General features: G+C 51.6%; 17 protein-coding genes. 6 read left to right on the forward strand and 11 right to left on the reverse strand.

Annotation, left to right across the window (positions count from 1 at the left end):
* The first annotated feature begins 309 nt into the window (after positions 1 to 309).
* From dcm to LBO03_09515, 3 genes are all read left to right on the forward strand, one after another.
* The gene (gene dcm, locus LBO03_09505; GenBank protein MDR3349809.1) at positions 310 to 1,251 is read left to right on the forward strand and encodes a DNA (cytosine-5-)-methyltransferase; all 942 of its coding nucleotides are present in this window, start codon (positions 310 to 312) and stop codon (positions 1,249 to 1,251) included.
* 326 nt (positions 1,252 to 1,577) lie between these two features.
* Positions 1,578 to 2,855 (forward strand): AsmA-like C-terminal region-containing protein, encoded by a 1,278-nt coding sequence (locus tag LBO03_09510; GenBank protein MDR3349810.1) that lies wholly within the window; start codon positions 1,578 to 1,580, stop codon positions 2,853 to 2,855.
* A gap of 711 nt (positions 2,856 to 3,566) precedes the next feature.
* Positions 3,567 to 5,702, forward strand: a complete 2,136-nt coding sequence (locus LBO03_09515) for a rod shape-determining protein (protein ID MDR3349811.1) — start codon at positions 3,567 to 3,569, stop codon at positions 5,700 to 5,702.
* Positions 5,703 to 5,921: 219 nt separating this feature from the next.
* Here LBO03_09515 and LBO03_09520 read toward each other — a convergent pair whose 3' ends face one another.
* From LBO03_09520 to LBO03_09530, 3 genes are all read right to left on the reverse strand, one after another.
* Entirely contained in the window at positions 5,922 to 7,079 is a 1,158-nt protein-coding gene (locus LBO03_09520) for a 3-methylitaconate isomerase (GenBank protein ID MDR3349812.1), read from the reverse strand.
* A gap of 175 nt (positions 7,080 to 7,254) precedes the next feature.
* On the reverse strand, positions 7,255 to 8,142 hold the full coding sequence (locus tag LBO03_09525) for an isocitrate lyase/PEP mutase family protein (protein ID MDR3349813.1): 888 nt from the start codon (positions 8,140 to 8,142) through the stop codon (positions 7,255 to 7,257).
* 277 nt (positions 8,143 to 8,419) lie between these two features.
* Positions 8,420 to 9,139 (reverse strand): thiamine diphosphokinase, encoded by a 720-nt coding sequence (locus LBO03_09530; GenBank protein ID MDR3349814.1) that lies wholly within the window; start codon positions 9,137 to 9,139, stop codon positions 8,420 to 8,422.
* Between the two features lie 180 nt (positions 9,140 to 9,319).
* Here LBO03_09530 and trkA point away from each other — a divergent pair, with 180 nt between their 5' ends.
* On the forward strand, positions 9,320 to 10,660 hold the full coding sequence (gene trkA, locus LBO03_09535) for a Trk system potassium transporter TrkA (protein MDR3349815.1): 1,341 nt from the start codon (positions 9,320 to 9,322) through the stop codon (positions 10,658 to 10,660).
* 18 nt (positions 10,661 to 10,678) lie between these two features.
* A complete protein-coding gene (locus tag LBO03_09540; GenBank protein MDR3349816.1) occupies positions 10,679 to 12,133 on the forward strand; it encodes a TrkH family potassium uptake protein in 1,455 nt (484 codons plus the stop codon).
* Between the two features lie 105 nt (positions 12,134 to 12,238).
* Here the strand turns inward: LBO03_09540 and LBO03_09545 are convergent, their stop codons facing one another.
* The 8 genes from LBO03_09545 to LBO03_09580 all read right to left on the reverse strand — a co-directional run bounded on the left by LBO03_09545 (position 12,239) and on the right by LBO03_09580 (position 19,863).
* On the reverse strand, positions 12,239 to 12,694 hold the full coding sequence (locus tag LBO03_09545; protein ID MDR3349817.1) for a hypothetical protein: 456 nt from the start codon (positions 12,692 to 12,694) through the stop codon (positions 12,239 to 12,241).
* Between the two features lie 56 nt (positions 12,695 to 12,750).
* The gene (gene gyrB, locus LBO03_09550) at positions 12,751 to 14,685 is read right to left on the reverse strand and encodes a DNA topoisomerase (ATP-hydrolyzing) subunit B (protein MDR3349818.1); all 1,935 of its coding nucleotides are present in this window, start codon (positions 14,683 to 14,685) and stop codon (positions 12,751 to 12,753) included.
* A 30-nt stretch (positions 14,686 to 14,715) separates the two neighbouring features.
* Positions 14,716 to 14,931 (reverse strand): DUF370 domain-containing protein, encoded by a 216-nt coding sequence (locus tag LBO03_09555; GenBank protein MDR3349819.1) that lies wholly within the window; start codon positions 14,929 to 14,931, stop codon positions 14,716 to 14,718.
* A 25-nt stretch (positions 14,932 to 14,956) separates the two neighbouring features.
* Positions 14,957 to 15,289 carry a DUF721 domain-containing protein gene (locus tag LBO03_09560; GenBank protein ID MDR3349820.1) on the reverse strand — a complete coding sequence of 111 codons (333 nt, stop codon included), beginning with the start codon at positions 15,287 to 15,289 and terminating at the stop codon, positions 14,957 to 14,959.
* A gap of 1 nt (position 15,290) precedes the next feature.
* Positions 15,291 to 16,412, reverse strand: a complete 1,122-nt coding sequence (gene recF / locus LBO03_09565; GenBank protein MDR3349821.1) for a DNA replication/repair protein RecF — start codon at positions 16,410 to 16,412, stop codon at positions 15,291 to 15,293.
* Positions 16,413 to 16,480: 68 nt separating this feature from the next.
* Positions 16,481 to 17,602, reverse strand: coding sequence for a DNA polymerase III subunit beta (gene dnaN / locus LBO03_09570; GenBank protein ID MDR3349822.1), 1,122 nt, complete (start codon positions 17,600 to 17,602; stop codon positions 16,481 to 16,483).
* 277 nt (positions 17,603 to 17,879) lie between these two features.
* A complete protein-coding gene (gene dnaA, locus LBO03_09575; GenBank protein MDR3349823.1) occupies positions 17,880 to 19,244 on the reverse strand; it encodes a chromosomal replication initiator protein DnaA in 1,365 nt (454 codons plus the stop codon).
* Positions 19,245 to 19,608: 364 nt separating this feature from the next.
* On the reverse strand, positions 19,609 to 19,863 hold the full coding sequence (locus LBO03_09580) for a hypothetical protein (protein ID MDR3349824.1): 255 nt from the start codon (positions 19,861 to 19,863) through the stop codon (positions 19,609 to 19,611).
* A gap of 764 nt (positions 19,864 to 20,627) precedes the next feature.
* Between LBO03_09580 and LBO03_09585 the strand changes: the two genes are divergently transcribed.
* Entirely contained in the window at positions 20,628 to 20,846 is a 219-nt protein-coding gene (locus LBO03_09585) for a helix-turn-helix domain-containing protein (GenBank protein ID MDR3349825.1), read from the forward strand.
* Positions 20,847 to 20,854: the final 8 nt, after the last annotated feature.

The raw sequence follows: 20,854 nt of genomic DNA on the forward strand, positions 1-20,854 counted from the left end.
TGCCCGCGATTGTGCCACAGGATGTTTTTAAGCGGGTGCAGGAGCGAACGGAGAAGATGAAGCGGCAGCCGTAAGAGCGCTCCATATCAGCGATTTTCGCTGTTCGCATTTGGACGGCAATGCCCTGCCACTATGGACAACCGCGAACCCGGCCCGCGCGTTTATCGCCGGGAAGTCGTTCGCTTTTGTTTTTAATCTTGCCTAAGCGCTTGCGCCCTTGTGTCTTTTACGTTGCCCTTATACCTTGTGCATGATAAAATGAATTAGGCATTGGATGATAACGTATCGAAAGCGCAGGAGGTGTGCTTGGTGGGGTTTACATATATAGATTTATTTGCGGGCATTGGCGGCTTCCATCAGGCGGCCGATGCTCTTGGCGGCGAGTGTGTTTTTGCAAGCGAAATTGATGCAGAAGCTAAGAGAGCATATGAAGCGAACTATGGCCTTGCGCCGCATGGAGACATCACGAAAATTATTGCAGACGATATACCTGACCACGATGTGCTATTTGCTGGGTTCCCTTGTCAACCATTTAGCATTATTGGGAGCAGGCGCGGTTTCGACGATATTCGGGGAACTCTGTTTTTTGAAATCGCCCGCATACTTGAAGGAAAAAAAAATAAGCCGCAATTGTTCATATTGGAAAATGTTAAACAATTGAGCCGCCATAATAAGGGAAAGACCTTACAAACCATAATTGAAACATTGGAGCAACTCGGATATAAAGTTAAACATGACATTCTCAATGCTTTAGATTTTGGGTTGCCTCAAAAACGCGAAAGAACGATTATCGTGGGATTCCTAGACCAAAATGTTTCGTTCGCTTTTCCCGCGGAGAAGACATTGGGCAAGCTTGAAGATGTCTTGGAACCGAATGAAACGGTCGATTCTAAATTTTTTGCCAGTGAACGGATTATAGAAAAAAGATTGACAAAACACAGGAGCGAGCATTGCCCTAGCATTTGGCACGAAAACAAAAGTGGCAACATTACGAGTTATCCGTACTCCTGCGCTTTGCGGGCTGGCGCGTCTTATAACTATTTGTTGGTGAATGGCAAACGGCGTTTGACTCCGCGCGAAATGTTGCGGTTGCAGGGTTTCCCGAATACGTTCAAAATCGTTTGTAATGACAGCCAGACTCGCAAGCAAGCAGGCAATGCAGTTCCTGTAAATGTTATAAAAGCTGTGCTAAAGGATGCCCTTTATGCCCAGGCCGAGGTTAAGAGACAATCAAAGGAGAGAGCCATTTGAGCTTTATCCCCTTGGCCAAGTGCCAGACGAGATTATAGTTGGAATAGGCAAATGGATAACATATAGGCATGCCGTAGGGCAATCCGACATTGACGGCGGCGACTGGGGCGATATCTTTGCAAGAGCAATAGGCGGAGAACATCTTGGCGCTCCGCTTGGGCTTGCCGATGTTTGGCATGGTTGCCCATATTGTAAACACGCGAGCATTCGCCCCGAATCCAATCAAAAATATTGGTTTTTTCGCCCCGCGCCATCGGCCGCAAGCGGCGATTGCGCGGGGCGAAAAAACCCAAAAAGCAAAACCATGAACACGGGGAGGGCGGCAAATGGCAAACAACCGATTCCCGCGCCAACGGAAAATTATCGCCGGAACAATATTGGGAACCATCATTGTTGTTTTCACCAGCTTTGTATTATATGGGGGCATGAAAGCCAGAGGGCTCGTCAAAGAATATATAGCCTCCGAATTTTTAGCCGGGGAATTTGATTTCGGCGAAGTCAGCGGCGTGTTCAGCGGCGACGTCGTAATAAGGGACATTTTATGGAAAGACCCGGAGGGAAACCCTGTCGTCAAAATACCGAGGGCAAAAGCGTATGTGCGCCTGCGGGACATATTGTTCGGCAATTTCGGCGCCAATTCCCTCCGCCGGGTCGAGCTGTCCGAGCCGGAGATATATCTTAAATACGACGAAAAAGACGGGCTGAATATATTCCGTCTGCTGAAAACAAGCACGCCCGCCCCTGCAAGCGGCGAAAAAAAATCAAGTCCTTCCGAAAACGGGCAAAAGCAAAAGGCGGCCAAATATCAGACGACGCTTGAAATCGACAACGGCTTCACGCTCATAAACAATCAGCGGATAAACATCAATGGCGAAATCGTGTTCAGCGACGAAAAAGAGGACTTAAATTTAAAAATTGACTCAAACAAGATTAAAATAGACGCTTTGCTGCCGGGGCTTGGCATATACGACGAATTGCTTTTCACCATTGACGCCAAAGGCACGCTGGACAAACCGCAAGCAGAAGGGGAAATATCCATGCCTAAGTTAAATGCGGCCCAGCTGGCTTTGACAAACTTGAAAGGCCACTTTGCTTTCAGCGATGGGAACATCAAAGTTTCCGACGCTTCCGCCAATGTATACGGCGGTTCCGTAAAAGGCGGCGGCAACATCAGATGGGCGGACAGATCCTTTGAATTTGACGCCGCCGGTTCCGGCATCAACAGCGGAGAATTGAGCGATTCATTGGACGCGCCTGTTTCTTTCAACGCGCACATCAGCGGGACAAGCGATTTCAATTCGCTTGTTGCGTCCGGCCCCTTTGCCGTTGGCGCGGGACAAGCCAAAGGCGTCCCGTTCACTTCCATAACCGGCAATTTTTACAAACGCGGCGGCAACATGACCTTCAGCAACTTAAACGTGTCAACCGCTGTGGGCAACTTAAAAATCAAGCGGGTCTTTGTAAATGAAAACAATAAAATTTCGGTGGACTTCAGCAATCTTTTGGATGACGCCAACGCCGCGCTGAAAAAGCAAGCGGACGCGGCGACCCGAAAAGGGATCAACAAAACATTGGATTCTATAAAAAAGGGTTTAAAATTTTAAGCATCCGGGCGCAAACAATCCAAAAAACATCTGCCGGGAAATCCCTGATGGCTGTTTGCGGCGCTAAGCCGGATATTCCCCCTCCCGGCCCTTTGCCGAAAAAGGCGGCGCGGCCTATGGCGGAGCAAATCAACGACAGCCCGCGCCCAAGAGATTATCTCCGCAAGCCCTTTGCGTACGGGCTTGCGCGGCGGAATCGCCCCAAAAGCCCCCCTGCGGCTACGGCCATGCAGCACTTGGAAAACGCGTTGTTTAAAACAACGACATGGATACTGTTCGCAGATTAAAACCATACTATCTTTGCGCTCTTGGCCATACCAAAACGAATTGGAAAAATGACGCATTGAACAACAAGGGCGCCCGGGCGATTCTTGCTTTGCCGGCTCCGGCCGGCAGCATGCGCCCGGCGGCGCTTCTTTTTTTGCCTTCAGGCGTTTTCCAATCGGCTTATCGGTTTGTCTGTGCTTGCCAATATGTCCGCCGACAAATTACAGGACGGCTCTCCGCCAAGCTTTTCCCCCTTCGGATGGGGCAGTTGCGCTTTCAATCGGCGGCACTTTTTGCCTGATTATAATTTACGGCAATTTGGCCGCATGGCTTTCCCGCTTCCGGCAAAAAAGCCTGCCCATTATTTCTCCGGCAAAAAAAGGGATACGGCGGCTATGCGGCGAATATGGCAATATTTGGGTATGTCCGCAAAGGAGGCTCTTCATGGAAAAGGAGATGCTTTTTGCTCTTGATATAGGGACGCGCAGCGTGGTCGGCATCGTCGCCGAAAAAGAGGACAAAACCATCAACATCATCGCCGTCGACCGCCAAGAACACGTTACCCGCGCCATGCTGGACGGACAGATACACGACGTGCCGCAGGTGGCGCATACCATCGGCGAAGTGCGCGACCGCCTGGCCAAAAAGACCGGCCATGCCCTGACCAAAGCCTCGGTTGCGGCAGCCGGGCGCGCCCTGATCACCATAACCGCCTCATCCGAGCTTGATACCGCCAACATCCTTTCGCTGGACGCGGAAACTGAACAAATGCTGGTCCTTTCCGCCGTGCAGTCGGCTCAGCGCGGCCTGGCGGCCGACTGCCGGGCGAACGATCCCACCGGCTACTATTGCGTGGGCTATTCGGTCATAGAATTCAAATTGGACGGTTCGCGCCTGTCAACCCTTATCGGACAAAGGGGGCGGACGGCTTCGGTAACCATCATAGCGACCTTTCTGCCGCGGCCGGTCATAGACTCCATGCAATCCGCCTTGTCCAGCCTGGATTTGGAAATAGGCACCATCACCCTGGAGCCGATCGCCGCCATAAATGTCCTCATACCGCCCACCATGCGCCACCTGAACCTGACCTTGGTGGACATAGGCGCCGGCACTTCCGACGTTGCCATAACTTCGGGCGGATCGGTCATAGGCTTCGGCATGGTGCCCTGCGCCGGCGACGAAGTAACCGAAGCCCTGTCGCAAAAATATCTTCTGGATTTTAATGTGGCGGAAAAGATAAAAAGGCAGCTCAACGAAAAGCCCAAAAAAATCGAAATGCACGACGTCCTCGGCGGCGTCATACACTCCACCCCCAAGGAAATATTGGACAGCATCCGCCCGACCGTCCAAGAATTGGCCGATCTGATTGTCAAAGAAATACTTTCCCTCAACAACAACAACAACCCGCAGGCCATACTGCTCATCGGCGGCGGCGCGCTCACGCCCATGCTGCAGGAACTGATCGCCGAGACCATCGGCATGCCGCCGGAAAAAGTCGCCATCCGCCTGCCTGCGCCCACCCTTCTCCTGCCCAGCATACCGGACGAGCTTTATTCGCCCGAGGCGATAACCCCGCTCGGCATACTTTGCCTCAGCAACAGCGACCACCTTAATTTCATAACTATCAGGATGAACAAGCAAGTGCACCGCCTGTTCAACCTCGGCAGCCTGAAAATATCCGATGCCCTGCTGTCGAGCAACATTGACATCAACAGCATAAAAGGGCGCCCGGGGCTTGGCATAACGGTGGAAGTAAACGGCCAGACCAAATTTATCCCCGGCACTTACGGCACGCCCGGCTCGCTTGAGCTGAACGGCAAACCGGCGGCCTTAGACGACAAACTTAAAGACGGCGACAAATTAAAAGTAGTAAAAGGCGTTGCCGGCAAACCGCCGAAAAGCCATGTCCTCGACATCGTTGACTGTTCCAACATGGGCAACGTCTACGTCAACGGCAAAAAATACCCCCTGATCCCGGTCATCCTCTTGAACGGCGAACCGGCCGGCCCGTCCTCGCGCCTGTCCGACCGGGACAAAATAGAAGTCCTGCCGCCGGACAACATCGGCCGCCTGCTTGACCAGGCAGGCGTGGATTATGAAGACGATGAATTTGAATACGCGGTGAACAAAAACATCATCGGCTACAAATGCCCGCGGCCGATAACCCTGAACGGGCAGAAAGCCAGCCTTTTGTCGCCGGTAAAACCGGGGGACGTCATCGGCGTGGAAAAAGGCGAGCGCCCGACATTGGAACAATTGCTCGCGCTGGATGTCGTAACCGTGGATACCATCGAAGTATTCTTTAATGACGCCCCGGTCAGGATCGCCCGCTCCTTTAAAGAATTTACCGTCAACGGCAAATCGGCCAAGCCCTCTTACGTCCCCAAAGAAACCGACGCGATCGCTTTCCGGCTGGGCAAAAAAACCCCGATGATTAGCGACGTGCTTTTGGCCGGCGAATTTGACCCGCAAAAAATAGCCAAAGAACGCAAAAACATTGAAATCCTCCTAAACGGCGAAAAAACCGAATTCACCGCGCCGGTAAAAAACGGCGACAAAATAACCGTTACCGTCCGCTGACCGCCAAAAACGGTTCCTTTGTTTTTCCCATAGCCGCCTATGCTGCTGGGCGGCAGCGAAGCCCCAAAAGCTGGGATGCTGGACTTGTTTTCCAGTCCAGCCTTTTCTGTCTTTGGCCGATGCTTGCCTCTACGATATCCGCGCCGCAACCGGCGCGGTCCGTTCCGTGTTGCAGCCCCGCATTTTAACTTGCCGCTGATTATTGGTAAATGGGAGCGACTATTTATAAACGCTCTTTTTCACATAGACAATCCCGTCCATAATCCGGCGAGCCGTGCGATAAACGCCGATGCGTTTCATCCGGGGCTGCCCGCCTGAAATGTCGGCGTCCGACTCTACCGCGATGACGCCGCCCGGATGCCCGATGTTGACGGTAACGCGCCCTTTGGCGCCATCGGCCAATACCTGCCACGCAATGCTGCCCGGAACGCGCGCCGCGGCTCCGGTACATACCGTGCCCGTTACCGGATAGGTCTTATGCATCCGCTGCATGAACACCAGGCGCGCCACCAAGTCCACTTCGGACGCCTTTACCGCCCGGCCGCTGATGCTCATATAATCGGCGCCGGGGCTGACAATGGCCACAAACGGATTGTAGGGGCTTTGGGCAACCGAGTCCTCCAGCTTGCCAATAAACCCCACGCGCAGTGCCGCCTCGGCGCGAATTCTCTCTATGGCGGCCATCAGCGGCTTGTTTCCCTCAATCTCCTGCGGCGATTCGGTTCCCTTCAGCCCCAAGCTCCCCGCCTCAACAAACACCGTGGTGGTGCCCGCATCCACAATTGACACCGCGTACTGTTTCCCATCAATATGGAAAACATCCTGCGCGTGGCCGGTCGGGAGCAGCTTGCCGGTAAAGGCTCCCGCCGTGTCGGCCCAGTCAAGCGTAATCTTCGCGCCGGTTCCCGGGACGCCGTCGATTGCGAAATCGCCTTCCACCATCGCCTTGCCGCCTTTGACCGGAACTTCCGCCACCAGGATGTTGTCGCTGTTGGTCAGATGGATACGCACCGTTGTAATCGGTTCCACCGGCGCCACCATCCCTTCGTCGATGGCAAACGGCCCGACCGCCGAAGAGATATTGCCGCAGTTGCCGCCATAGTCAACGGCATCGGTGTCAAAGCTCACCTGCCCGAAGGTGTAGTCCACATCGGCGCCTTCCCGCGTGGAGGGCGAAATGATCGCCAATTTGCTGGTCAGGACGTCCGCGCCGCCCAGCCCGTCAATCTGGCGCACGTCGGGGCTTCCGAAAATCGCCCTGATAACCGCGTCCCGTTTCGCCGGATCCTGCGGCAGCTCATTTTTCTTAATGAACACCCCTTTGCTGGTTCCGCCCCGAACCAGCGCGCAGCGCAGCATTTCCATATCTTGGTACATTCGCGCGTCCTCCTTTGCGTTGGCGCGGCCATCGTCGCTTTGTCCCGCTCGGAGGCCGCCGCCTTTTTTCTTTTTCACGCCTTTTTTCAATCGGCCGGTTTTAATTTGTCATCGGGCAACAAGCGCGGCCAACGGTTGCGGCAGCGCCGCGCTTAAGGCTGGCGGGGCGTGCCCGTTATTTGCTTTTGGCGCCGCCGTATTTTTCTTCAATGGCGCGAATCCCGTCCAGCCCGATAAAGCGGTTAAATTCGGGGAAGGGCAGCATCTTGCTCTCTATAAGGCGCTCGGTCGTGCCCGCCTTTTTGAGTTCCTGAAGATAATCCATCACCGCTTTTGCGCAAACATAAGTGGAAGCGACGCAGAAAATCACTATCGCATAACCGATGGCCTGCAACTCCCGCGCGCTTTTGAGCGGCGTGCGCCCTTTTTCCAGCATGTTGGCCAATACCGGCGCGTCAAAGCTATCCGTGATTTGCTTCATCTCCTCCTCGCTCTCGGGCGATTCGATGAACAACACGTCCGCGCCGGCCTTTTCGTAAAGCTTTCCGCGGCGGATGGCTTCTTCAATGCCGTGGTCGGTCCTGGCGTCGGTACGGGCAACAATGACAAAATCCTTGTCCTTGCGCGCATCGGCGGCCGCCTGAATTTTGCCGGCCATTTCCTCGGCCGGAACCACTTCGCGCCCCAGCATGTGCCCGCACTTTTTGGGCGCAACCTGGTCTTCAAGCTGAATGGCCGCAACCCCGGCCGCCTCATACTCGCGCACTGCCCGCTGGACATTGACCGCATTGCCGAAGCCGGTGTCGCCGTCGGCAATCACCGGGATATTTACCGCGCCGGCAAAACGGCGCGCTTGATAAGCCATTTCGCTCAAGGTCAGCAAGCCGACATCGGGTTGCCCCAGCAAACTGGCCGCGGCGCCGTATCCGGTAAGGTAGACGGCGTTAAAGCCGGCCGCTTCCACCAAACGGGCGCTCAGCGCATCGTGCGCGCCCGGCGCAACCAGAATTTCCCCCCGCTGCCCCTTTTCCAAAAGTTTCCGCAGTTGTGTTGTCGCTTTCATTGGCGTCTCTCCTTTAGCCTTATTTTTAAATTAGAGCCTGTCCGCGCTATCCGAAAATGTTCAAGCTTTGAGCGATTTTTTCGTCAGGCGCGGCGCAAAACGCAGGCGAAACCTTATGTTCAGCGCGGCTTTAGGGCAAAGCATGGCGGAAAATCCGCCATCATGGGCGTTGAGCGGCATTGCCAGCAGGCTCCAAACCCGCCGCTGCCCTCTGGCCCGTCGCAAGGCGGACATGATCCTTTTTCTTCGCTCTAAACCACCGGGGCAGGCTATGCCGCTAAAGAGCGCCCTCCGCAAAACAGCAATAGATCCCCGCCTTGCCCGCCGCTTCAAAACTCAGTCCGTCCCTTCCTTCTTTCAGCCGGTTGCTGACGGCGTAGGGGCGGCTTTGGCACAAAAGGCCGTCCTGCAGTTCCCAGCGGCAGCCGGTCAAGGTTGCCCGCCCCCTGCCGGAAAGCGGCAAAAGCGATATAACTTCAGGCCTTTGGAAAAACCTGACGCTGATTTTTTCCGCCCGGCCGGCAAAAATCAGCGTTTCATATTGATCCGCCGCTATCAATGGGCAGCCGAGGCCCTGCCTGTAAGCGGACAAAGTGAAAAGCGCGCTGAAGGCGTGATCAAACCGCCCGCCCAAGACGCCGCTTGCGACCAGCGACCCGCAGTCTTTTTGTTTTTTCAAATAAATGAGTGCCAAGGCCAAGTCCGTCCGGTCTTTGTCGGCCGGATACCGCAACGTCCGCGCCCCTTCCCCGCGCGCCCATTGCCAATCCTCGCCCGCGCTGTCGGCGTCCCCTATGACGGCCTCGGGCACAAGCCCGGCGCGCCGGCAATAGGAAACTCCCCGGTCGGCGCAGACGGCCGCCCTTCCCGCAGCCGCGGCTGAAAGCCAGGCGGTCGCGGGCGCGCGCCCGCCTGCGACCAAAATATAGCCCCTTTTCTTTTCCCCCGCGCTTTCCGCGCCCATTGTAATTTCGTATTGGGGAAGAGTCAAGCGCATTTTCTCACCCGCTTTTTCAGACAATTATATCACGCGCCCGGAAATTTTGCGCGCCCGGAAAACAAATTGTCCGCTTGCAACCGGCGGAAAAAGTGTTATTATTAATTTAGATCCCCCTTATACAAAAAGTTTCGGCCTTTCTGCGGCAAGCCGGAAAGCGCCGGCCTGGTTGGTGAAAAAATGCGCGTGGTAATTGTCGGCGCGGGAAAATTAGGCTACAGCCTGGCGGAATACTTGACCAAGGAACAGCACGAAGTGGTAGTGGTGGAATCCGACGAATCCCATCGCGAAATAATAAAAAACAATCTTGACATACTTACCATCGCCGGCAACGGCGCCAGCCCCAGCGTGCTTACCGACCCGGACGTCAAGGGCGCCGATGTCCTGATTGCCTGCACCTACAGCGACGAAGTGAACATGATTATTTGCATGATGGCGAAAAAAGTCGGCGTCAAGCAGACCGTCGCCCGTATAAGAAGCAATGAATATACCGGGGAGGCGGACAATTTCATCCGCGACGTGACGGACATTGACCTAGTGCTCAACCCGGAGCGCATTATCGCGCTGGAAATACTCCGCCTCCTGCTCACCCCTTTTACCATTGACGTGGGCAACTTCGCCGATGGGCAGGTAAAAATTTTCGAGTGCCGGATTTCGGAAAATTCGCCCTTGGCCAACAAGCAGCTACGGGAACTTGGCCTGCCCAAAGGAATTTTGGTAACGGGCATATTGCGCAAGAACAAGCTTACCATACCGCGCGGCGGCGATGCAATCCTGCCCGGCGACTTGATTTTCTGTATCGGGCTGCTCGGCGTCGTCGAAGATTTTGAAAAATTCCTGGGCGTATCTTTAAGCAAAATCGACCGCGTCCTGCTCATCGGCGCCGGCCGGGTCGGGCGCTATTTGGCGCCTCTTTTGGAAAACCAGGGGATATCCGTAAAAATCATTGATAAAAACATGGAAAGATGCGAACAAATCACCGCCCTTTTAAAAAACGGCCTGGTCATCTGCGGCGACGGCACCAACATTGAACTGCTCACGCAAGAAGGGGTCGCCGAAGCCGACATCGTCATCTGCCTGACCGAAGACGACAAGCTCAACCTCCTGCTCGCGCTTTTGGCCAAACACTTGGGCGCGAAAAAGACCGTAGTGAAAACCGCTTACACGGAATACGCCGGCCTGATGGAAGAAGTAGGGGCGGGCACCGTAGTGTCCACCAGGCTTTTGAGCGTTGGCGAAGTCCTGCGCTTTATCCGCCGCGGCGACGTGCTCGGGGTATCCATTTTTGAAGGCGCGAAAGCGGAGGCGATCGAAATGGTAATAGACGCCCTCAGCCCCCTGGCCGGCATACCCCTGCGCAACGCCAACCTGTCCAGCCGCTGCCTCGTCTGCGCGGTCGTGCACGAGAAAACCGCCCTCATACCACATGGCAACACCGTCCTTTATCCGGGCGACCGGGCCATCCTGTTTGTCGAATTCGACGCCGTAAACGAAGTGCTGGCAAGCCTCAAGGGCAAATAGTCGGCGGGAGCGCAAGAGATGAATTTTTTATTGATCGAATTTATCGTCGGGCAGCTCCTTTTGGTCTGTTCCGCCTGTATGCTCTTGTCCGTCCTCATGTCCTTTCTTTTTTGGGAACATGATGTTCTCGCGCTCATGCTTTCTGCGGCCGTAACTGCCATAGTCGGCTATTCCATGACCATCTGCGGCCGCCGGGGCGCCGACATGTCCACGCGCGAGGCGATCCTGTCCGTTTGCGGCGGCTGGGCAATGCTGTCTGTTTGCGGCGCTTTGCCTTACATGTTCTCCGGCGTGCTTTCGCCCTTTTACGCCGTTTTGGAAAGCACGTCCGGTTTTACTACCGTAGGCTCGACCCTGATCCGGGACATTTCGCCCGTCCCCAAAAGCATCCTCTTTTGGCGCAGCATGACGCAATGGCTCGGCGGCATGGGCATAATCGTCCTTTTCGTTTCTTTCCTGCCGCAGTACGGGGCAGGGGCCATCAGCCTTGTTAAAGCCGAGACGGGCGCTTCCCGGGAAAGGGTGCTGCCGCGCCTTAGCGACGCGGCTTTTATGCTCTGGAAGATCTATACGGGCATGACGGCGATTTTCGCGCTTATCCTTTTTTTCGCCGGGCTGGACGCTTTTGACGCGATCACGCACAGCATGGCCTCCGTCTCGACTGGCGGTTTTTCCGTCCATAACGAAAGCATCCGCTATTTTAACAGCCCTTTGGTGGAATTTCTCACCGCGATCGTTACCATTTGCGCGGCGGTCAACTTTTCCCTGTACCATCAAGTTTTCGTCCGCGGCTGGCGAAAATTTGCCGCCGATCTGGAATTTCGCGTTTTTATCGCCCTGATCGCCGCCGGCTCCTTGCTAATCGCCTACGACCTGTACCGCGCCGGCATTTATTCTTTGGGCGGTTCGCTGCACAACGCCTTCTTTCACGTCTCTTCCGTCCTGTCCACTTCCGGCCTAGTCCTTGCCGACCTTAACCCCTGGCCGCCTTTCAGCAAATTCCTTGTCTTCGCTTTCATGTTCATCGGCGGCTGCACCGCATCCACCGCCGGCGGTCTCAAAATCGCCCGCTTGATCATCATCTGCGAGCTTATTTATATCGAACTCAAGCGCATACTGCACCCTAAAGTAATTTTCAATCTTTCCATAAACGGCCAAACCGTAAACAGCACTTTGACGTCGTCCGCCGCCCGCTATGTGTTCGTTTTCATTTTTGTTTATTTTTGCGCCGTCGCCGTCTTGACCTTCCGCGGCGTCGACTTTTACGAAAGCATACTGCTCATGGCCTCCATCATCGGCACGGCGGGCACGGATGTCCCTTTCGCCCTTTTGCCCAGCGCAAAAAGTTTAATCGACTTGGATGAAATAAGCAAAGTGGCTATTACTTTCTGCATGCTGCTGGCGCGGCTGGAATTTTTCACCGTCTTGGTGCTGCTGCGGCCGGAATTCTGGCGCAAGACGCGCAACTGGTAAAAGCGGCGGGCTGCTGTTCCTTTGGGGGCGCAGGGATATCCGGCGCGGCGAGCCACATTGCGCCGCAAAGCGGCCAACGCCATGGCACTGGCCGCTTTGCCTGTTTTATCGATCTTTTTTCTGGTTGGGGAAAAACAATTTATCTTTTTTGCTGTACATGCCGGAAGTCTTGATTTCTTCGCTTTCCCGCTTCTTTTGTTCCGCTTTGCTCTTGTTGTCGAGCGAACCGCCGATCTGGGAAAGCCTGTTGACGAGCTCTTTTTGCTCCGCTTCCAGTTCCTTGTAGTCCTGGTCGGCCACCCTTATGTTTATGCGCCCGTCGGCGATGAGCTGTTCGATGATCTTCATGTCAACCTGCGTGTCAAGCACTACCCGGGCAAAACTCGCGCCGGGATTTTCATCGCGGAGATATTTTCTTATTTTATCTTCCGCTTCCTGCTCTTTTATTTCCCGTTCCAATTTTTTGAACAGTTGCTCGTTGGCGGCGCGAAAAAACGGATTTTTCATTTTCTCCTTCATTTCTTCCAAAAAAGCCTTTTTTTCCTCTTCTGCCTTTCCCATGCTTTCCCACCTCTTTTTGCTGCTTTTGCGCGGACTGAAAATTTCCCCTGTTTTTATCACAAATCAAGGTTGCGCACTTCGCTCGCGTGTTCTTCGATAAATTGCCGGCGCGGTTCTACCTTGTCCCCCATCAAGACGGAAAATATCTCGTCCGCCTCGATCGCGTCCTCCAGCGTTACCTTTAAAATGGTACGCGTCTTAGGGTTCATGGTCGTGTCCCACAATTGTTCGGCATTCATCTCGCCCAGGCCTTTGTAGCGCTGTATAACGGCGTTGCCGTCGCGGCCGATACTATCCAATAAAGCGTCCAATTCCTCATCGTTGTACAAATACCATTGTTCCCGGCCCTTTTTCAGTTGATAGAGCGGCGGCTGCGCGATATAGACGCGCTCCGACTCGATAAGTCCTTTCATGTGCCGATAAAAGAAAGTCAAGAGCAGCGTCCTGATATGTGCGCCGTCCACGTCCGCGTCGGTCATGATGATAATCCGGCCGTAACGGCTCTTCTCTATCTCAAATTCCTCGCCTATGCCGTTGCCGAAGGCCGTAACCATCGCCCTGATTTCCTCGTTGCCGAGTATTTTGTCCAAACGCGCCTTTTCCACATTGAGGATCTTGCCGCGCAAGGGCAGTATGGCCTGAAATTGGCGGTCTCGCCCCTGCTTGGCCGACCCGCCGGCGGAATCGCCCTCCACGATGAAAATCTCCGTATCCACGTTATCCTTGCTGGAGCAATCGGCCAATTTCCCCGGCAGCGCCCCCCCGTCAAAGGCGGTCTTGCGCCGGGTAAGCTCGCGGGCCTTGCGGGCGGCCGCCCGCGCCCGCGCCGCCAATATGCACTTTTCAATGACTTTTTTCGTAACGGCCGGATGCTGATCAAAAAATTCGTTCAACCCTTCGGAAAGCACCTTGCTGACAATCCCCTGCGCTTCGCCGTTGTTGAGCTTGGTCTTGGTCTGCCCTTCAAACTGCGGGTTGCGCATTTTCAGGCTGATAATCGCCGTCAGCCCCTCGCGCACATCGTCGCCGCTAAGGTTCTCGTCGCCTTCTTTAAGCATGTTGCCTTTGCGTGCGAAGTCATTCACCAATTTGGTAAGGGCCACTTTGAAGCCGCTAAGATGCGCCCCGCCCTCTTCGGTATTGATGTTGTTGACGAAACTGAAAATGTTCTCCGCATAGCCATCGTTATACTGCATGGAAATTTCCACCATAGTATGTTCCTGGCTGCCGACGGTGTAGATCGGCGGATCGAACAGGACGTCTTTATTTTTGTTGATATATCGTACGAAAGAGTTTATCCCGCCTTCGTAATGAAAAGTTTCTGTTTCCTCCGTGCGCAAATCGGTCAATATTATAGTTACGTCCTTGTTCAAAAAAGCCAGCTCGCGCAGCCGATGCCGTAAAATATCGTAATTGAATACCGTTTCCTCGAAAATACCCCTGTCCGGCAAAAACCTTACCTTGGTGCCGTTCTCGTCGGATACGCCGACCTCTTTTAATTCTTCCACCGTCTGTCCTTGGGAAAACTTGATGGCGTAAATCCTGCCGCCGCGTTTTATCTCGACTTCCATGACCTCGCTGAGCGCGTTTACCGCCGAAACGCCAACGCCGTGCAAGCCGCCGGAAACTTTGTAGCCGTCGCCGCCGAACTTGCCGCCGGCGTTGAGCTTGGTCATGACGACCTCCACCGCCGGTTTGCCGGTCGCGTGCATGTCCACCGGTATGCCGCGGCCGTTGTCGACGACCGTCACGCTTTCGTCTTTGCCGATAAATACCTCGATTTTGTCGCAGTAGCCGGCCAGCGCCTCATCTATGCTGTTGTCCACCACTTCATATACCAAATGATGCAGCCCGCGGCTGCCAACGCTGCCTATATACATGGACGGGCGAAGGCGGACGTGTTCTATCCCTTCCAGGACTTGTATGTCCTGCGCGCCGTAATCTACATTTCCCTTGCCGGCGCCGGCATCGTTATTTTTTTCTTCTGTCATGCTTTTACCACAAACTTTCCGCAGAATTTATCAATATTCGTCAAACGCGCCTTCCGCGCGTTTTTTTAAAGTTGCGGCCGAAAGCTCGGAAAAAACCGCGCCGTCATCCGTAAGCACACAACTGTAGTCTCGTTCCCGCCGGAACTTTCTTTCGCAACAAAGGTCTTTCGCCGCGCCCTTTGAATCAAACACGCCGATTATTTTTTGCGTTTCCACCATAATGCCGGAACCTATGTGCAAATACACGGATACAAACCTCTTTCGCTTGCCCTTAATCAAGCCGCCCACCGGGGCAGCCAGCGTTTTTTACTTCTTCCGGAAGCGCGCCGATAGAAAATTTTATGTCTGTTATTATTATAGCATTTAATTTTAGGTTTATTCTATCTATAATTTCTTTTTTCCGCATTAAAAGATCATGAGCCCGGCTTGAACCTTCCACGCGCAAAAAAAGAATGTCTCCGCGCAGGGCGGCAGGAAAACTCTTCGCGGCCGCTCCTTCTCCCGCGATATCGCGCCAATTGGCCCTAAGCCAGGCGCAAAAATATTTTTCCCGGTTTTCCTTGCCGCCCAAAAGCTTTCGCAGGACGTTATATACGCCATCCATCTCAACCCTCGCTGATCCCGCCTTTTTCCACCCGATAAAAAACCGCCTGCTGCGGATTCCGAAACAAATCCTTTTCCGTCAGAGTAATGAAAGTCTGTATGCGGCCGCTGAGAAAATCTATTAGTTTTTGCCGGCGGCGGCCGTCCAATTCACTCAGCGCGTCATCAAGCAAAAGAACAGGATACTCCCCGCACTCTTCCCTTATAATCATAGTTTCCGCTATTTTCAGCGCCAGCACGAAACTGCGTTGCTGCCCTTGGGAAGCGAACCCTTTAAGCGGCAGGCCGTCCAAAGTAAAAAATATATCGTCGCGATGCGGCCCTAAACCGGTGGAAGCGCTTTCGGTATCCTTTTTTACCCGCGCCGCCAACCCTTCTCTGTACCAAAGATAACTATTTTCGCCATTTTCCTCTAAAAACCCATCTTTGTCGCCTTCCCGGCGGCGGTAAACCATACCGGCTTTTTCCCGGCCTTCTGACAGCTCGCCGTATACCTCGGCCGCCAAACGGGATATTTTTGCCAAAGTTTTAAGACGAGCCGGCAAGATTATGCTGGCCTCTTTTGCCAGTTGCTCGTCCCACATTTCCAGCAAACCAATAGACATCCTCTTTTCCTTTATCGCGGCAAGCAATTGGTTCCTTTGCTGCAAAATCTTGTTATACCGCGCCAAAGAAAAACAATAAGCGCTATTTACCTGCGCTATTTGAATGTCAACGAACCGGCGCCTTAACGCCGGCTCGCCTTTGGCCAATTTCATGTCTTCCGGCGAAAAAATAGCCGCTTTTATCTGCCCAATCAATTCACGCGGTTTAACATTATTATTGTCAACCTTTATTTCCTTGTTTTTCCGCCGGGCGCTTTTTTTAATAACAATCTTCGTTTCCCCGCCGGTTTCCCTTTCCGCTACGACGCAGACGCCCATGCCGGATGCCGCGTAGTTTATAAGATCGTCCTCCTGAAAAGTTCTGTGCGAACAACCTAAAGCGGAAAAATACAAAGATTCTATAATATTAGTTTTTCCCTCGCCGTTTTGTCCATACAAAACATTTATCCCGCCGGAAAAAGACCAATCGCCCTTTTGGCAATTGCGGAAATTGTCGACAAGCAACCTTTTTACCTTCATTTTCCATTTTGTCCGCCGCCTATGCGCAGACAACGGTCAAAACGCCTTTTCCCTCCAATAACTTTCATTTAAGCGCCCAACCTGATAGGAGTCATGACATAAAGATAATTTTCGTCGTTTTCTCCCGCCACCTGCGCCGGGCTGACCGAACTGTTCAAGCTTATGATGGTATATTCGCTCTCTATTCTCTTTAATATGTCGCTGATGTATCTCATGTTAAAAGCTATTTCAATCTGCCCGCCCTTATTTTCACAGCCAATCCTCTCCGTGCTTTTGCCTTTTTCCGGATTGCTGGCGAAAATGACCATCCGGCCGTTGTCAATGTTCAGCTTCAACACGTTGTTTTCCCCTTCTTTGGAAAAAGGAGCCGCCCGGTTGACCGCTCCCAAAAGATCCGCTGTCTTTACCTTGGCCGTTTTGCCGAAAGAAGCCGGTATTACCTTGCGGTAGTCAGGGAAACTGCCTTCGATGAGCCGCGATTCCATATAAACGTCGCCGAAACGCAAGATTATCTGATGATTTTTCCAGCCGACAATCACGTCTTCCGGCAAATCGCCTAAATTTATGCTCTCAATTTCCCTCAATATCCTGGCAGGTATTACCATGGAGAAATCTCCCTGCTCGTTGTCCAACTCATATTTTTTCACCACGAGCCGGTGCGTATTGGTGGCGGCGAAAACAAGCTCCCGCCCTTTCATTTCCATCAGCACTCCGGTAAAAACCATCCGCATCTCTTTTTCGGAAGAACAGGCAAATACCGTTTTTCTGATCATCTCTTTAAGTACATCATCTTTTATCTTTATAAAATTAGTTACGGCCAATTTATTAATTACAGGATACTCTTCGACCGGCAGACAGAAAATGACCGCTTCCCGGTCTTCGCCTGAAGATATGACAACTTTGCCTTCGTTTTCATTTTTGTAAATTTCCACAAATTCCCGCTCGCTTTTTTCCACCACCGATGTAAAAAGCGCCCCGGCGATTACAGCCTCGCCTTCTTCGACAACTTGGGCGTCCAGCGTTACCGATACGCCAAATGTCGAATCAGTAGCCTGCAGTTCAACTTTATCTTCAAACGCTTTTAAATAAACACACATATAAACCTGAGAACTTACCGCTTTAGACGGCAGGGCTTTTTGCAATATTTGAGCCGCTTTGCCGAGTTTTTGGGCTTGGCAGATTACTTTCATACTTTTCCTCCGCGTTTTTGCTTTTTAGTTAATATTATATAAAATTTTTCGTAGTCTTAGTATTAGTATTTGTTCGTTTCGGTGATAATGTCCATTTTCTTTCTGGGCAAGGCAAACTGCTATGTGAAAAAAGCGTTGATTTAAAACTTTTAGAACGGCCTTTTTATCAACATTATCAACAGACAAACAGCAATTTAAATTTTTATCAACATTTCCAATCAGTTATTGAGGATATTTGCACATAAAATTTGACGCCTTGTCAACATTTTTGCAAAGGTCAATCGGTATTTAAAATTTTCTGCGCGATTTCTTTGATTTCTTGTTCAAATTCCCTGTCCCTTTCCATATCCTTGGCAATCTTCTGTACGGCGTGGATTATCGTGGAATAATTTCTGCCGCCGAAAATTTCCCCGATCTTGGCGAAAGGATAATCCGTGAGGTCCCGCAAAAGGTACATAGCCACGTGCCTTGGAAAAACAGTGTCGCGGGAGCGCCTTTGCGCTAAAATATCTTCTTTTTTGATTTTATAATGCGCGGAAACTTTATCAAGTATCAAATCAGCGGTAACCGGCTGGCTTATGTTTTCGCCGATGATGTTTCTTAAAGCTGAAATAGTAGAATCCAAATTAATCGGCGTATTGTTGAATTTGGAAAAAGCGATTACCTTGCTAAAGGCCCCTTCCAACTCCCTTATGTTGTTTTTTATTTTCCCGGCGATAAAAGCGAGCACCTCATTGTCAATCGACAGATCGGCGGACTGCGCCTTTTTTCTCAGTATTGCGATCCGGGTTTCTTGGTCGGGCGGATGAATGTCGGCGACAAGGCCGCTTTCAAAGCGTGAAACAAGCCTTGCTTCCAAAGTCATTATTTCCCTGGGCGGACGGTCGCTGGCAATGACAATTTGTTTGTTGGAATCAAAAAGAGTGTTAAAAGTATGAAAGAACTCTTCTTTGGTCTGTTCCTTTTTTGCCAAAAACTGAATATCGTCAATCAGCAGGCAATCAATGTTCCGGTATTTTTTGCGAAACCCTGCGGCGGAAGTTTTGTTGCTGATAGAATCTATAAATTCGTTCGTGAATTTTTCGCTGGAAGTATAAATAACCTTGCTGCCGGTTATATTTTCTTTTATTTTATGGCCGATGGCATGCATTAAATGTGTCTTGCCGAGGCCGACACCGCCGTAAATGAACAAGGGATTGTAAATTTTGGCCGGCGTTTCGGAAACAGCCAGTGCGGCGGCGTGCGCGAAACGGTTGGAATTGCCGATGACAAAAGTGTCAAAATTATATTTATTGTTTAAAGTTTTGGTAAATTCCTCCTCCGTCGTAAAATCGCTTTTCTTTGTCTCAATGTCGCCATTGTCTTGGGGTAATTTTTCCGTCTGTTTGTCTTCAGCCCCTTCCATGTTTACAATCCGGACCTTAACATTTTCGGCGCATACGGCACAAAGCGCCGCCGCTAATTTTTCGCCGTAATTGCTTTCCACCTGATCTTTGATAAAATCGTACGGGGAAGCAAGCGTAAAGATGCCGTCATTCGTATCCAAAGGAATAAGGGGCATTACAAAAGTCTTAAAAACAGGAGCAGGCGTTTCCTTTTCCAGCCGGTTTAAGACTTTTTGCCAGACATCGTTTATTTCCATGTATGGTCTCCTTTATGAAGCTTGCTTCATAAATACATCAGAAAAACATTTATCATCGTCATAGAGTATCTTAACAAAAATAGGCGCTCTAAGCAACAAGCGCCTGACAATACTTTTTATGGACAGGCTTGGTTGCTTGAATATATGTGATATATAGCGCTTCAACCCAAAAATTGTTAAGGTTTCTGCAAAATATGACGGCAATATAGGCATGGCACATAATAAAGATTATCGGCAGGCGGCGATTGATTTCAAATTGAAAAAGATGGGGCAAACATGAAATGCAGCCTGATTGACAGCATTATCGGCAACGAAGATACTGCAAGCGCCGTTTACAAGCATTTTGATGTTGATACTTTTTAAGTCAGATCACATATGTATCCAATGCCTTTATTTCCGCTCCAAGCAACTCATAAAGTTTCCTCATTTCTGCTTCCGTCAAGGTTACGCCTTTGCCCATCTTCTTATGCTCGCCGTCCCAATCGCGAACGTCATACTTAGGTTCTCCGCTATTCCAACTTACGCGATTGAACTCCTTGCGCCATCCTTTGCTTCGTTCAGAAATGACACCAAGTTCGTTGACAATCTCGTACTTGAAATCATCCTTCTTTGTTGTCATTGCCAGACACCTCCTTCATTTAGCCCGCCAAGCAGGTTTATTCCCAGTAACGACAGCGTTTTTCAAAGAAATATTTCATGCCTGAATGTTCCAGTGCTTTTTCAATGTCATTTGGAGTTGATCTTTGCTAGTCCTTGATGCCCTGTGCCGACCTCAAGTACGGTTCCCGATTTCGCGTATGCGCCGCCTTCCTTGAAAAGACGCAAATCTGCCCGGTTGCCGTTGGCAAACGCAAGGCAGAGAACCTTGCCGTCCGCTTTGTTGACTACGGCCCGTGTTTCACATCGTGCCGCTTTTCCGCTTATGAAATAGATATGATCTCCACCATTTTCGCAAATGTTGTACGCTTTGCCCCTGTCAGACGCCGAAAATCCTGACTGGATAGTTTGACTGTTTCTTCGTATTTCATATAATGAGCATATCACATTTTTGGTTGCGCAGGAAGTCTATTGTCTGCATAGCTCTGATTGACTTCTTTGTTTGATCGATTTTTGTAGATTTGCGTTCCCGTGGCGAAAATCACCCCTTTGTTGCCCGTCGGCTCGTCAAGATGGCGGCATTTCCGAAACGCTTTGTCAAGGGATTAAATGACGCTTTCGTGCGAATGCCGAAAGTTTGTAGCATTGCACAATAAGAGCTTCGTGGGACGAGGCGTTTATTTCGCATTTTACTGATTGCGGTTCACTCTGCGAACAAAGTCGATTTGGGTGCTTGACATAAATTATAGCATCTGTTATAACCTATTCTTGAGGTGGTGGATAATCATGACGATCGCCGAGATTCTCAAAGCAATGCGCAATGAACTGAGCATTTCACAGGAAATGCTTGCGCGTGACTTGACCGTTAGCTTCGCAACGCTCAATCGTTGGGAGAACCGGCGCGCCAACCCGAGCCGCCTCGCAATGTCGAAGCTCAAAGAATACGCCGCAAAGAGTGGTGTTTCAGATACGATTGTGGCGGAGCTTAACCGTATTCGCACATAACATGCGGA

This window comes from Acidaminococcales bacterium, from assembly GCA_031290885.1.
In the GTDB taxonomy this organism is placed as follows: Bacteria; Bacillota; Negativicutes; order Acidaminococcales; family JAISLQ01; genus JAISLQ01.